The sequence below is a fragment of the Halorubrum laminariae genome (assembly GCF_024494655.1).
In the GTDB taxonomy this organism is placed as follows: Archaea; Halobacteriota; Halobacteria; order Halobacteriales; family Haloferacaceae; genus Halorubrum; species Halorubrum laminariae.
This window is the reverse complement of sequence record NZ_JANHDL010000002.1, coordinates 235,362-248,708: the sequence shown is the minus strand read 5'-3', so window position 1 is coordinate 248,708 and position 13,347 is coordinate 235,362. Positions and strand designations below refer to the sequence as shown.

The window sequence follows — 13,347 nt, the reverse complement described above, 5'->3', positions numbered from 1 at the left end:
GTGTTCGATCCGCAGCACGCCTTCGTTGACCCCCTGCTCGCTTGGTACGAGCGGAACGGCCGCCACGATCTGCCGTGGCGAGAGCCGGAGCGGACGCCGTTCGAGCTACTGCTCGCGGAGATACTGTTACAGCGGACGACCGCCGAGGCGGTCGCGGGCGCGTACCGGCCGTTCGCAGCTCGATATCCCACTCCGGAAACCGTCGCGGTCGCAACGACCGACGAGATCAGGACCCACGTCGCGCCGCTCGGGCTCGTGAAACGCGCCGCGTACCTTCGACGGTGTGCCTCGGAAATCCTCGCGCGGCATTCGGGCGACGTGCCGCGGGAGTACCCGGAGCTAGTGAACCTCCACGGGGTCGGCGAGTACACGGCCCGGTCGGTCCTGATACACGTCACAGGGCTCGGAATCGCGGCCGTCGACACGAACGTCAAGCGACTGCTGTCCCGATTCTTCGACGTGAACCCAGACCGGAACCGGATCGCCGTCCTCGCCGACGCGCTGACTCCTTCGACCCGGAGCGCTGACTTCCAACACGCGATGCTCGACTTCGCGGCCGAAGTCTGTACCGCCGGCTCGCCCGCGTGTTCCTCCTGTCCGCTCCGCGGATCGTGTGAGAGCTCCGAAGAACAATTCACACCGAGATAATGATCAACCCCTTCCGTAACTTGAGTACCATCCGCTAGAGAAGCGCTCACGGATCTGTTGAAATCTTCGGTCGCTGATAGTTCGTTGAGGCCGTGCCGAATACAGCGCGCGAATGTAGCAGCCAGAAATCTCGCAATCGAGTCCGTTTCAGTAGGCCGCACGCTACATAGCTGGAAGCTCCGACCGGTCGATGACAGACGACTGAGGACAAGCACAAAATGGAGCTAGGGTGTCAGGAGCGAAATCTGTGAAGGGCATCTCTTTCTATCCGGATTTCCAATTACAGTCATGCTCGTCTCAGAAGACCACATCGTCGAACGGATCGACGTTGACGAGCGGGATCTCTACGATAACCCGCCGGGTGTCCATCTACGGCACAACAACACTCAGCCCACGGTAATGAGCGACGGCATCGACTTCATCGCGGTTATCGAGACCGACACCGAGAATATCTACCGGCTTGATTACCGGGGATATGAGTTCGGCCGATTACAGGTGACCAAGGGCGGCGTCGAAGAAATTGGTGCCCTTCTCACGACGAACACACGGGGCGTTCCAAACTGGACACTAGACACAACCACCGTCGATGTAGCGGATCCTCCGTGGTGGATTCCCAAGGAGGCCAAAATATCCCCGACTGAGACATGTGGTCTCTGTGGCGATACATTCCCTGCCAGCGACGTATTCACGACACACGATCTCCCGCCTGAAGCAGATTCGCCTATCGTCTGTCAAGACTGTTTGAGACGTCGCTGACTCATCGACAATTATCGGAGATTCAGCCGTTGATTCAGCACTTGAACATCAGATCGCACTAGCGCTAGGTTCATCCTCTGTATCGGTTACGCCCTTACTGACAGGCGGCAGGGAATTCGAAACGGCGTTGCTGTATACTGGGCGCGCGTCTGGTTTTGGCAAAAATACTAGGTATATTAAATACTGCTGTAGTCACCAATCACCCGTTCCGTAATTGTGATGCCCTCAATAGCACCTAACAGCTTTTTGGCGGCTGTATCCGTGGGTTCAAGCTTTATCTCATTATTTTTCATCTCTATTACTGCTATATTCGATGTGAATTCGCCTGTACTGTATTCAGACCCATCTGTCTCTAAATAGCACGAGGGCAGGCCGCTCATACGACGGTCAGCCTGCTCTTCCAACGCCCTGAAATTGTCCCTACCGTAGGGGATGATTTGCCATGTCTTTGGTAGCACTTCTTCCCACTCATCAAATAACACTAACTCCCCGTCAGGCGTTTCAACAGCAAAATGTAACTCCTTCCAGTGACGTGGAGCTTGTGTCCGCCTTTGTGAAACACTGTCGGACTCTTGTGCCAATTCTTTTTGGTCGTAGTGTCTCGCTTGTCACCATCTGAGCTGAATAGTCCCATAACCAGAGTATGCCTAACAACGTATTAGAACTTCATGCGGTATGCTGCCTCTACTCTCTGTATTCAGCACGGAATTTGTGTTAGCATTTGAGTATTTCAACAGAGCCGAACTCGTGAGCCGGTCAGGCGGGAACGATCCCGAGCAACGCGAAGTTCACCGCGATCATCGCCACGAAGACTGCGTACCCGGCGGCCCCTTTAGCGGCGCGTTCCGGCCCCGGAGGCGTGACACCGCTCACTCCGGGAGTCAGCGCTTCGAGTTCCGAGTGAAGCCGATCGACGGTCTTCGAACCGAGTGCTATGGTGCCCGCGACGGCAGCCGTTCCCGGGCCGAAGGCGGTTTTCGGACTCCGTCCGAACTCGTCGATGCTCCGCTGTTCCTCGTCCGTCTCCTCGGTCGCCTTCGGCGTCTCGTCCGTTCCGTCTTCGGTGGCCGTCGCTCCGACGTCCTCGCCGTCCGTCGCACCGGCGGAATCGGAACCGGTCTCCGAAGCCGCACCGTTCGATTGGAGTCGGCGTAGCGCCTGCGGGTCGATCATCCCGTCCTCGTCGATCAACACCTCGCTCATCTGGTCCAAGTCCAGCGTCTCTTCCGGGTCACCGTACCCGTCGTACAGCTTCTCGAACACCTTGAGCCGATGCTTCCGTTTCCGCTCCTCGCTGCGAGTGTCGTAGTGTTTGTTCAACACGGGAATCGAGACGTCCACCCGGTCGGTCAGCATCTCCTTCGAGACACCGGCGTCGATCTGCGACTCTATCGAGTACCGGCGAAGCGGATGCGGACTGTGACTCGACGGGCACTCGCTCGCGTTCGCGTTTTTGAACGCGTCACACGCGTCCGTGTCCCGATCGTGCGGGCAGTTGTCCGCGTGGACGCACGGCCGAGTCAGCTTGTACAGGTCCCGACGGATCGTGTCCGTCAACGGTCGGCCGTTTTCCGTCGTGAACAGCGGTTTCCGACCGAACCGATCAGTGACATCGTACCGGCCGGGATTTTCCTTGTAGTCGTTGATCAGTTCCGCCAGTTCGGTCGGAATGTTGACGTGCCGTTCCCCGTCGCTCCCGTTTTTCAGCGGAGTGCCCTTCTCCTCCGGGTGATCCTTTTCCGGACGGTGACGGAACCGGATCACACCCTCTTCGAGGTCGACATCACCGACATCGATCGCTCGGACTGCGCCGACACGGCAGCCGATCTCTTCGATGATCTTGTACTCAACGTGGCGGCGAGACACCGGTTCGCACGTCTCTAGGTACTCCAGCGCCGCTTCGACCTCCTGCTCCGTCGGCTTCTCGTAGTTCACGTCCTCGTCATCCGGCACGTTCGGTATCGGGGTCTTGTCCGGCGTTCCTCTCGCCACGGCCTCTGGTCGTGTTACCGTGACGAGGAACCGGCGTGTGGGACGTGCGACGCGTGTGCGTTCCGGCTTGAGGCATTCCGGAATGCCGGGTCACGCGATCCGATCACGTATGCTGAGCGGCCGGAGTTCTCGTAACTCGTCAACTGAGATAAGTCCACTCTCGCACCTTCGTTGAAATCCGGTTCTTCAGGCTTATTTTTGTCTGAAACAACCGGTCACTGAATCCTGCGAATTGAGCGCCGAGAATTCTGCCAATTTTGATATGTGTTTCATAAGTTGTACAAGATACAGGGCGCTGATTGTGGGTGTTCACCAACCATCGAGAGGGCCTTATTAAGAATCATATCCTCTCCAACCAGCCACTGTAATTTGGTACTCACTTTCGTTTGAGTTCCAGGATTGCTGTCGGAATTCGCGTCGAAAGCCCCATCAATACTCACATACAACTCGGTTCGGTCTCACTCTTCGCTGGGGATTCCGAGGTCAATTCTGGGGATATCCGCGTCGGTCTTTCTCGAATGGCTGAATGGTTCAATAATGAATGTCTGAATGAGACCATCCATCTGAAGGACCTCGATATGATCGAAGCTGAAAGATCGATCCTTAGGGTGCACACCACCAGAGACATCGAATGGAAGTCGATTGACTCTAGAGAGCCCTTCGCAGATTTGTTTGGGGATCTCGATGTCAAATGCATCATTGATTCGCTCAGCGGACCCGTAGAAGGGATTGTTCGCTACCACATCGGTATGCTCAAATTCGTGATCGGGCTCGAAAGTCATACGACTCGTTTGATCGAGGGTTGAGTCTCCATTGATCCGGAGCAGTTGTAATCGAGTCTGTCTCTCGAATGACTGAGGGTCACCACCCAGTTCAGTGAATAACTCTTGATACGGGGTGGGGTCCAGAGGGATATTTCTGAGCAGGATATGGAGCGAACTGCGCCCTCGTCGCAATGTATCTCCATTCCACTGCATTTCCAGAAACCCGATCCCTTCGCTTACTGGGAACGAGATCACGCCGATTGGTCGAACCGATTTGCTAACTGCATCTCCTCCAGGGGTTAGACGCGCACAGACCTGCCGGATGCGTTGAGTGTCTTCTATGAAGTTCTCTATGCCTCTCCCGACAAGTTGCCTTGGTCCATATTTGATCGCGTATGAATGGGAAAGATATGATGAGGAAGATAGGGACTTCTCTATATTCTCTAAGCAGCTTTGTATGTCCGATACCTCTGCTAACGAAATCCGATCTCGTACTCGGACCGTTGATTGGTCCGTGTTGGCGGGGTCAATCCCGGTGCTTCCAAACATAACGATATCTCGACCCCCCGACTCCACTATGAGACGATTCTGTGGTGCGGAGTATCTTGGTGGGTCTGGCTCCGGTATTTGGTCAATTGTTCCAGACCGATACACTCCGCCACTCCAGTCACGCTCACGTGTGATGTCTCCCCAGTAGTCAGACCTCCCATCAACAGATTCTTGATCGCTTTCTTCTCGGGTGTTCTGAGCAAGGCCCAGCCCTTTCGACTGAAATATTCGAGACAGGTCATGACAGCCTAGATAGCCGGTTGTAGAGCCGTGCCGCATCGGGAATACTGGCTTTCCATTTATCTCAAGCGAGTGAATTTCCTCTTCGTTGCTGACAGAGATTTCTACAAGCGTCTTCGAATCGTAATGAGCTAATTCGTAGTTTAGGCGGATAGGAGGTTCCACCTTATCCCGGATTTGATTCTGTAACGACTCCTCCAACCCACTAGGATCGCCGTTCTCTGTTACGTCCTCTATCTTCACGATCTCCCCGTCGTTTTCTTTAATTCCGACAATTAACCTGCCTCCACCGTTGTTTGCCAAGGATACCAGTTCTCTGAGGATGGACTCAGAGTGGTCATCCGCACTCTTGTACTCTAGATCTTCACTCTCCATTGCTTCGGCGTCGATTAGTTCTGCCAGTTCCATCTTATCGCTCTAATCTTGCTCACCAAGTTATTCTTCTGCTATTGACAGAGCGACAATTGGTCTAGAAGTCGTCTGTGGACATCCTGATGAACGGTCTCAGTTATGATTTAAGATACGGGAGAGGTTTCCCTCTGCATACGATGGACTCCCATACCTTCGAAGATAACCTGAGCTATCTCTCCATCCTCGGCCGGTACAACACTGAGCGGCGACCATTGATTCGGGAATATTTCAACCAGCAACTCCTAGGCGGCCATCTCAGCGAAGAGACAGTGTCTATAGAGGACGTGCGAGAATTTGCGAAAGAAGAGACTCCAAGCGAGCAAGATGATGATCTGGGATTCAACAAAGCCTTCGAGCGAGCCCTACTGACGCTCCCGGAAGACATCAACCCACAGGACTTCCAGCAGTACCTCCTCTTTCGCTATGATCACCTAGAGCAACCATTGAAAGAGGAGAATCAGTTCGCTATCTACGATCTCTTGTCTTTTGAAGCACTACTCCTTGACACTGCCCTCGGAGAGACCGACATAATCTCCTCAGAAGTACACCGATTCACTTCGAAAGAAGAGTACATCGACTCTGCGAGCATCCACGAACCAAACGACCAGTTCAGTGAGAGATGGGAGAGCAAGATCCGGGTTGATACACAGCAGATACTGAATGAGTTCGTCGAACGGACCTTACCAGACGACCCTACCCTTGGCCCTGAGCGTGTCGATGAACGCATAACAACTGGACAAGAGATTCTCGGGTTTCTAACGTACTCTTCGGACCACCGTGCGCAGATGGATTTCTTCTCAAATCCTCTCTACAGGGAGAAAGAGGACCGCTCCAAAGTGCTCATTCCGTTTCCCGAGATGTTGCTAACGACAGCACAGTATCGAATTGAGGAGTACATCGCTCAATTCGATGAGATCCAAGCGACGGAAGATCAACAGAAGGGAGATGTTGTTGAGGAACTAGCGCAGGCACTTCTGCAGCAGATACCGAATCGAAACTTCATCAAGAATTTCCAGTACGTACACGACCCACACCCTGGAGAAGCAGATGGTGTGCTGTTTTTCGATGATGCCTACTGGACGGTAGAGGTCAAATCGCACCCGATCTTCCGAAAAGTCCCTCGGCAGATAGAACTCGTCAAAAAGCGCTATTTGGATAAGGTGACCCAAGCGCTCACCCAGACACGCAGAGCCAACGAGTATCTGTGCAGTGTCGATGACCTCGGGTTGATATACAATCTCACCGGCCAGAAAACCCCGAATAGTATGGATTCTGGTGGGATAGTGGTCCTCGATGGGTTCATCCCAACTCTGTTCTCAGGCAATGAGCGAGCTGACAGTCGGCTGGGGGTGGGGGAACTCCATGAGATGCTTTCGACCGATGAGAGGCTTGTTGTGATCACGCTCTACGACCTCTTTCAGCTCCTACAGGAGAAAGAGACAGAGCAGTTCAATTCATTCCTCCGCTGGCGAACAGACTATGATGGGGACCATCCCATATGGGGCTACAACGAACGAGAGTATTGGGCGTTCTACTTCGATATATTCCGAGGTTCCGGACAGTGGGCAGACGCCTTAGAAACTGCAGTCGAGAAAGAGATTATTACGATCTACATCAGCGAACGGTTCAACGACAAGTCTCATCTCGAAAACTTGGGCAAGTAAGGTCTCTTCAGCCGGCACCTCCCATTACTCTTCCTCAATAGGTGGTCGGAGGTCTCAGGCACGAAAGTTCGCTTGCTCACCACCATCGAGTTCAATTTGGTAGATCTGTGAGTCTTCATCGCTGCCGGTGGTCGCTCCGAGGTCGTCCGAGAGGACGTGCATGATCTCTCCGTGGGTTCCATGGAACTGTTCATACTCCGGGTCACGCTCATCGGGGATGTCAACGCGGACTCTGCTGCCCACTGAGAGTGATGGCATGGTGTTGAATCAGACTGTGTAGGAAAGTCAACGCTGTGGTGCTGCATCGATCACCAAACTGTGTCAAAACTGAGAAGCCGTCTATCCCTGAATGCGATACTCCGATTACCTGAGTCAGTACCCACCAGAGAGTATACTTTGATCTTCAAAATAGGCTTCCAAATCAGATTCCATCTCACCGGAAGCCTCCACGTATCTCCAGATTCGTTGCTTCACCACATCCGTAGTGATTACTAAGAGCCTATCTCTGGACGCGTACTCTTGGTCGTACACTGGCTGGTTCTGAGCAACATCCCGGGTGACCGAACTGACGTCTGTCTCGTTGAACGGCTCCGAAACAAACAGTGGATAAAGGACTTGCCCGAAATCACCACCCACCAATTGAATCTCATTCCGCGTGGTTACAGTCAGTAGCGCATCAAGCAGCAGAGAGAGTGCGTCCGCATAGAACACAACCATACACTCGTCGTTATCCGATTTTTCGTATTCCTTCTTGATCCGATCGTAGAAATCGAGTTCCTGCTGACCATCGATCTCATTCACAATGAATACATGCGCAATTTGTGTCGCATCGGTTTGACGCCGAGCTCGACTAAGATAGTCGTCATGCTTGCCATCAATCGGCTCGCTCCCGAAGTTCGCGTCATCACCTGATTTGGCGTCAACAATTCCTAGGACCGGATCGTACTTTCCGTCAGGGTCAGAGATTTGTGGGAGTTTGAACAAGATATCGGGAAGGTTCTTTCCCCGATCACTCTCCCCGCCGGCGTCGGGGTACGTCGATGCGATAGTAGATAGCGCAGCGTGCCCAACCTCTTCGAGTCTGGTTCCGGAACTACGCGGCAGCTCCTTGTTCTTTCGTAGTAATCGCATATGGTTCAGTTCCGTTAAAATATACCGAGGATTGCTGTTTACCTTCTTGACGACGTGGTGCGTCTCCGAATCGAGATGGTCTTCGAGAATTCTCTCTTCAAGTTCTTGGATACTGGACATCGTCTCAACTGGTTTAGAGATGTATTCAGCAGAATCCTCCAGCATCGAAAAGGGAGCTGTATAGACGAGTGATCCAGTTGCGAACAGAGACTGAACCTCTAAATACGGTTCAATAGTCTCATCAAGAACGAGAAGAAGAGTTTTCGTATCGTTCTTGAGCGACTCAGCAAAGACTTCCATCGTAACGCGCTCAACGTCTCTTACCCCACCGAGAATGACAATGCGAATGCCGTCGTCAGTACGCCCCTCCACAAAACGGGGTAACGAGTCTTGAGTTACCGAACGGAGTGTCCTGTCCAGAGCCTCTGAAACAACCTGCAGGACATTCTGCCAGTCAAGTGGGTAGTATGTCCACTTTGATAGGTCTTCCGACGCTTCGTGTGTCCCTTTTCGCCTACCTTCACAAAGCGTGTGTATCTGCTCTGCACTACGGTCGATCTCTGAGTCCCGTACTGGAGCTCTACACCTGGACACCGGGCATTTCTTCGGAAGTCGGATGTCCCTATTAACAAACTCAGTTCCCTCCATCTCTGGGGGAAGATCTTCTGCAGTGATGTCCCCTTCCTTGAACCGGGTCGAAATTGCTTCTTGAAGTGCCTGAATCGGAACTTCGCTCATATGACCGTCTCCTGGTCAAAGAAGAACCGAAGTGCGACCTTTGCGTCGTCAGACAGCGGTGCGTTGTCTGTAGGGTAGTAGTCGCCTTTGCGGACTGCCACGTTGCGCCCACCAATCGACAAGACAAGTCCAGCGTTTTCGTCATCTGCTGTGGTCAGGAAGTCCAAGAAGCTGTCTCGCATGAGGTTGACTCGGTCGAAAATTTCCTGTAAGCCCTCTCGCCCAACCAGTGAGAACTCCTCGGCAGCAACAGATGGGTCGTCGAGGACTGTGGAACCGTTATATCCAATCGAATCAAGCGCTTGGACGACGTTATCTCTCTTACTTGGGGACAACGAGGAACTACGGACATCCTCTTTGGCACTATCGGCTCGTTCATCAATCAACAGTCTCGTCTGTTCGATTGGGTCCGATGCTGATTCCAGTGATTCCGTAGCTTCCTGTTCTAGTTCACTAGCGCTCTCAATTTGGCGCTCCTCTAGCTGATTTATCAGACCTTCAATCTCGAACAGCGTCTCAAAGAGAGCATTGAGAACCCGCTTCCAGCCCTCTTTCCCGTCGGTTAACACGACAATGGTCTCGCCGTCCTGCTGTTCGATATACACCCGAGTGCTCTTGAGCCTTCGAACCTCTACGACCTCTTCTTGGGGCCGCGCAGGGATCTCAGAGTTGGCGTCTGTTCGAAAACCGAACGTCGAAAACCGATCCGGTCCGTTGCCCTTCTCCGCTTGAACGTAGAGTGCTGCATTCTCGTCGGTTCGCATCTGAAGATCAACTCGTGCAGCCTTCGACTGTTCACTTCTATTCCAAGAGGAGTGGAAGTCGGCTATGTCATCCGAGAGATCTGCAAGCGAGAGCCTCTCGTCGAATACGTACGTATTATTGGATGCAGCCTGCCTCACCCGACCGCCGAGGATAATCCGGTCAATTTCATCGCTAAGACCTGCATCATGAACCAGTGCTGCTAGGCCGAACAGTGAATCTGGCTGTCTATTCTCAACTGAGACTTGATGTTTGTCAGCGATATACCGTAGCGTCGGGTCAAGGGTGACGCTTTCGTCAGTTAGTCGCTGATACGTCCGAAACCAAGCGTGTGTTTCCTCAGAGAGTGTGGAAGCAAGCGCCCGTCGGAACCCCTCATGAGTGTATTCAGACTTCTCCACATCTTCGTTCGCAAAGATAGTGACGAGGTAGTGAAGAAGGGACTTCTCTCTGGGTTCGAGTTCTGAGTATAGGTCTTCATCGTACTCATCCTCCGGCCCAGCTATTGACATGCATCAAAACTGTCGAAGGTAGTTAATAAGACTTCTCCAGTCATGTTCGGTCGCGTAAAGTTAGAGAATGAGGCGGACTGCTCTGTTGAAGAGCGATCTTATCAGCCGATATCATCGGTTTAGAAGGATGAAGCCGAGGAAATCGAATCTGACATGGAAATCGACATCCTCGACTTCATCGAGCAGTGTCGTCACCTAGCTAAACAAGCGTTGGGGAAGCACGCGGGCGAGCCCGCCAGCGGCGGGTTCGCCCGCTGGGTCCACGTTGTTCTTCACTGTTTTCGGGTCGAAGAGACCCACAGCTACCGTGAAACGCCGAATCGGCTGAAGTACATGGACGAAGTCCGTGACGCTCTCGGCTTAGATCGGGACGATCTCCCCGATCACACGACGATCTACAAGTCGTTTGATCGGCTGAAAATGTGGGTGTGGCGGGCGCTGCTGCGCATTTCTGCGCAGCAGCACCCGCAGTCTGGTCACGCTGCGCTCGACAGCACGTTTTTCGACCGCCGACGTGCGTCATCGTACTTCCGCCAGCGGGCCGGACGGACGATACAGACGCTCAAAGCGACGACATTGACCGATGTGGAATCACTTGCTGTTCTCGACGTTCACATCAACGCACGGTGGAAGCACGATACGAAGACCGGACCGCAGGTCGTCCGCCGAAACGCAGACGACCTGCAGTCCGTCGCCGCCGATAATGGCTTCCAAGACTGGCATACCGAGTACGAGATCGCCGCACACGGCGTTGAGTATCTTGTTCACTATCGCGGTTCGTCAGCGAAAGCAGCCGCGAATAACGTGCTCAATCGAGCAAATGGCTACGCTCAGCGGTGGATGGCCGAAACATCCTACTCGACAACAAAGCGCTCGCTCGGCGATGCCGTGCGAGCGCTGAGCTGGTATCGGCAGTTCCGTGAAATTGTTCTCATGTTCGCCATCAGCAACATAGAACCGCTGTGTGAACCGCTGTAACCGTGACTCAGCATCTATTCAACACAGCAAGGCGGACGAGTTCTGAGTGTCTGTGGCAGAATTCGACCGCTTCAACGATGGTATCACGTGGATCGACTTGTCATTTGTGGAGCGAGATCGAACTCCGCGCTGAGCGATCGAAGTAGGGATCCGCTGTCATTTGGCTGGTATGTCACTACGTGAGGTAAGTAAATCTCTCGATGAATATGGGATCGATCGGAGTCACGTCGCTATTCACAACTGGGTACATAAAGCCGATCTACAGCCGATCTCAACCGTCTCCGAGGATCAGTTCGCGGTTGACGAAAAGATGATCCGGCTCCATGGTCGAAAGTTGTGGCTGTACGGCGCGGTTGATCCGTATACGAACGAGATACTCCACGTGAGCCTCTATCCGACCGCAAATAGACAGACAACGCGATGGTTTCTCACCGATCTTCACCGCCGTTATCAGCTTGACAACGTCGAATTTCTCGTCGATGACGTAGACTATCCCGGACCAGTTCTTGCTGAAGACGGGTATCGATTTCAAATCATTCAACATGGAAATCGGAATGCTATCGAACGTGTCTTTTGAGAAATAGAACGACGAACATCATCGTTTTCGAATAGTTTCAGCCATGTCGCGCTAGAGACAGCTGAAAACTGGGTCGAAGCCGTCGCCGTCTACCACAATTCACGCCAAACTCAACGCGACCGTATTCAGCAACCAATCTCTGAGGATTTCAACAGAGCCAGATCAAACTGTATTCATTGCTGGTGGCTTTGTTGAAATCCTCAGAAGTTGATAGTTTCATGCCCTCGATCGCTTAGTACAGGGGACTCATTATCAGATCTCCGGGTCACCAGACAGTACTAGGTCCGCTAGGATGCCGAGAGATTATTTGTAGTGAGCAGAACATGATTGATATGAGCGCAAACAAGAGTATCATTGGTCTTCAGGTGTCGATACTAGGCTTGGCGGTGGCTAACTTCTACGCAGGATCAACATCATTTGGGTTTTTAGTGCCTGTTGCCCTCTTATTGTACGGTTCGTATCTCGTTGGGACGAACGAATTTGACCGTTGAGAAACAAGACACGCAGCTCTCATCAACCGGCTGTTTTAGGCGAAAATATGTCTGAACAATAGGAATTCAACAGAGCCTTGCTGGTGGTATCTAAAGTTCACACTAACCACACAGTACTCTACTGTGAGAGGGAACTGCCGCAATGTTGGATCCACACAGTACCATGTTTCCGAGCCAGCATTCTGCTGATCGTTAGAATCCCTGAGTCGGGGTGTACATGGTTCTGGAATCGGAGGTGGTCGTGAATTCGGAGAGAGCTTCCTCTGCTATCGCAGTAATATCGACATCGCTTGTGGTCACATCGTACGTGTTCTCGACGAAGGTTTCGAACTCACGTCCGATTGATTTCGCTGTGTCGAGGAAAGTGAGGGGATTGATGTCCTTGACCTCCTGGATAAACTCGACAGTCTGCATCACCATGGAGCTGAGATACGTGGCGAACGCTTCAGGATCCCGTAGCGCTGCCGGGACGATACCGCGGATTGCGTAATGGACTTCGCTCAACAGCAGTTTATAGAGGCCATTGTGTACGGCCCTGAACCGGTAGAGCACTAGGTTATTGAAAAATCGTGTTCCTCTCCATGCGGTCTTGAAATTCAATGGGGTCGTGAAGAGCATTCCTTCTGCGATGAAAATGGCCAGTGATCGATAAAAATCGAAGAACTGCGGCGTCTTAATGGCAGAAACCGAACCAGCTTCTTCGTGGGCGGTATCGAGTGCAGTGGCGGAGAGCAGAAGGCTGTGACCTGCAAGAGCAAATGAGCCCATGGAAGTGAATGTCGATGCGATGCCTGCGATCCGTGCGAATTTGCTGTGCCCAATATCGATTGCGAGGTCTTCTTCGATCACTTCCGTAACTTTCCGGATGCCGTGGAGTCTGTCTGTGTTGATGTCCCCGACAGCTTCGGATAGCTGCTGGTCCTCTATGACTGCTGCCAGTTCTGTGTCGCCAAGTTCGGAGTGAACGACGGCGAGTCGGTCAGCAAGTTGGACAGTCCGCTGGGAGGGCGTGGAAGCGACTGCGTGAGATCGGAGGCCAGTCTGAATGCGAGCTTTCGAATCCGCGAGCCGAGCGGGGTCGGCTTCAGTCATATTCAATACACGATCAGCGATGAATTTAAACCCTTCTCGTGC

At 52.9% G+C, this 13,347-nt stretch carries 12 protein-coding genes and 2 pseudogenes; 7 read left to right on the top strand and 7 right to left on the bottom strand.

The window, feature by feature from the left end; genetic code table 11:
- A complete protein-coding gene (locus tag NO887_RS04270) occupies positions 1 to 648 on the top strand; it encodes an A/G-specific adenine glycosylase (RefSeq protein ID WP_256417229.1) in 648 nt (215 codons plus the stop codon).
- Between the two features lie 288 nt (positions 649 to 936).
- Positions 937 to 1,404 (top strand): hypothetical protein, encoded by a 468-nt coding sequence (locus tag NO887_RS04265; RefSeq protein ID WP_256417228.1) that lies wholly within the window; start codon positions 937 to 939, stop codon positions 1,402 to 1,404.
- 176 nt (positions 1,405 to 1,580) lie between these two features.
- On the opposite strand, the gene NO887_RS04260 is transcribed toward NO887_RS04265, so the two are convergent.
- Entirely contained in the window at positions 1,581 to 1,985 is a 405-nt protein-coding gene (locus tag NO887_RS04260) for a hypothetical protein (RefSeq protein ID WP_256417227.1), read from the bottom strand.
- Positions 1,986 to 2,160: 175 nt separating this feature from the next.
- Positions 2,161 to 3,396, bottom strand: coding sequence for a site-specific integrase (locus tag NO887_RS04255; protein WP_256417226.1), 1,236 nt, complete (start codon positions 3,394 to 3,396; stop codon positions 2,161 to 2,163).
- Between the two features lie 6 nt (positions 3,397 to 3,402).
- Here NO887_RS04255 and NO887_RS04250 point away from each other — a divergent pair.
- Positions 3,403 to 3,531: pseudogene (locus tag NO887_RS04250) on the top strand (7-cyano-7-deazaguanine synthase); the annotation flags it as partial.
- A 323-nt stretch (positions 3,532 to 3,854) separates the two neighbouring features.
- Here the strand turns inward: NO887_RS04250 and NO887_RS04245 are convergent.
- Positions 3,855 to 5,357 carry an AlbA family DNA-binding domain-containing protein gene (locus NO887_RS04245; protein ID WP_256417225.1) on the bottom strand — a complete coding sequence of 501 codons (1,503 nt, stop codon included), beginning with the start codon at positions 5,355 to 5,357 and terminating at the stop codon, positions 3,855 to 3,857.
- Positions 5,358 to 5,497: 140 nt separating this feature from the next.
- Between NO887_RS04245 and NO887_RS04240 the strand changes: the two genes are divergently transcribed.
- Positions 5,498 to 7,024, top strand: coding sequence for a hypothetical protein (locus NO887_RS04240; RefSeq protein ID WP_256417224.1), 1,527 nt, complete (start codon positions 5,498 to 5,500; stop codon positions 7,022 to 7,024).
- A 54-nt stretch (positions 7,025 to 7,078) separates the two neighbouring features.
- Here the strand turns inward: NO887_RS04240 and NO887_RS04235 are convergent, their stop codons facing one another.
- The 3 genes from NO887_RS04235 to NO887_RS04225 form a co-directional block, all read right to left on the bottom strand.
- Positions 7,079 to 7,282 (bottom strand): DUF8139 family protein, encoded by a 204-nt coding sequence (locus tag NO887_RS04235; protein WP_256417223.1) that lies wholly within the window; start codon positions 7,280 to 7,282, stop codon positions 7,079 to 7,081.
- A gap of 114 nt (positions 7,283 to 7,396) precedes the next feature.
- Entirely contained in the window at positions 7,397 to 8,893 is a 1,497-nt protein-coding gene (locus tag NO887_RS04230; RefSeq protein ID WP_256417222.1) for a hypothetical protein, read from the bottom strand.
- Complete coding sequence (locus NO887_RS04225) at positions 8,890 to 10,167, bottom strand: hypothetical protein (protein WP_256417221.1); 1,278 nt, start codon at positions 10,165 to 10,167, stop codon at positions 8,890 to 8,892. The genes NO887_RS04230 and NO887_RS04225 overlap by 4 nt, the downstream gene beginning before the upstream one ends.
- A 153-nt stretch (positions 10,168 to 10,320) precedes the next feature.
- Here NO887_RS04225 and NO887_RS04220 point away from each other — a divergent pair, with 153 nt between their 5' ends.
- The 3 genes and pseudogenes from NO887_RS04220 (at position 10,321) to NO887_RS04210 (ending at position 12,213) form a co-directional block, all read left to right on the top strand.
- Positions 10,321 to 11,145 carry an IS5 family transposase gene (locus NO887_RS04220; RefSeq protein WP_256417220.1) on the top strand — a complete coding sequence of 275 codons (825 nt, stop codon included), beginning with the start codon at positions 10,321 to 10,323 and terminating at the stop codon, positions 11,143 to 11,145.
- A gap of 52 nt (positions 11,146 to 11,197) precedes the next feature.
- Positions 11,198 to 11,827, top strand: a pseudogene (locus NO887_RS04215) (IS6 family transposase); the annotation flags it as partial.
- 227 nt (positions 11,828 to 12,054) lie between these two features.
- Positions 12,055 to 12,213, top strand: coding sequence for a hypothetical protein (locus NO887_RS04210; protein ID WP_256417219.1), 159 nt, complete (start codon positions 12,055 to 12,057; stop codon positions 12,211 to 12,213).
- Positions 12,214 to 12,405: 192 nt separating this feature from the next.
- Here the strand turns inward: NO887_RS04210 and NO887_RS04205 are convergent, their stop codons facing one another.
- The gene (locus NO887_RS04205; RefSeq protein ID WP_256417218.1) at positions 12,406 to 13,305 is read right to left on the bottom strand and encodes a hypothetical protein; all 900 of its coding nucleotides are present in this window, start codon (positions 13,303 to 13,305) and stop codon (positions 12,406 to 12,408) included.
- Positions 13,306 to 13,347 lie beyond the last annotated feature (42 nt).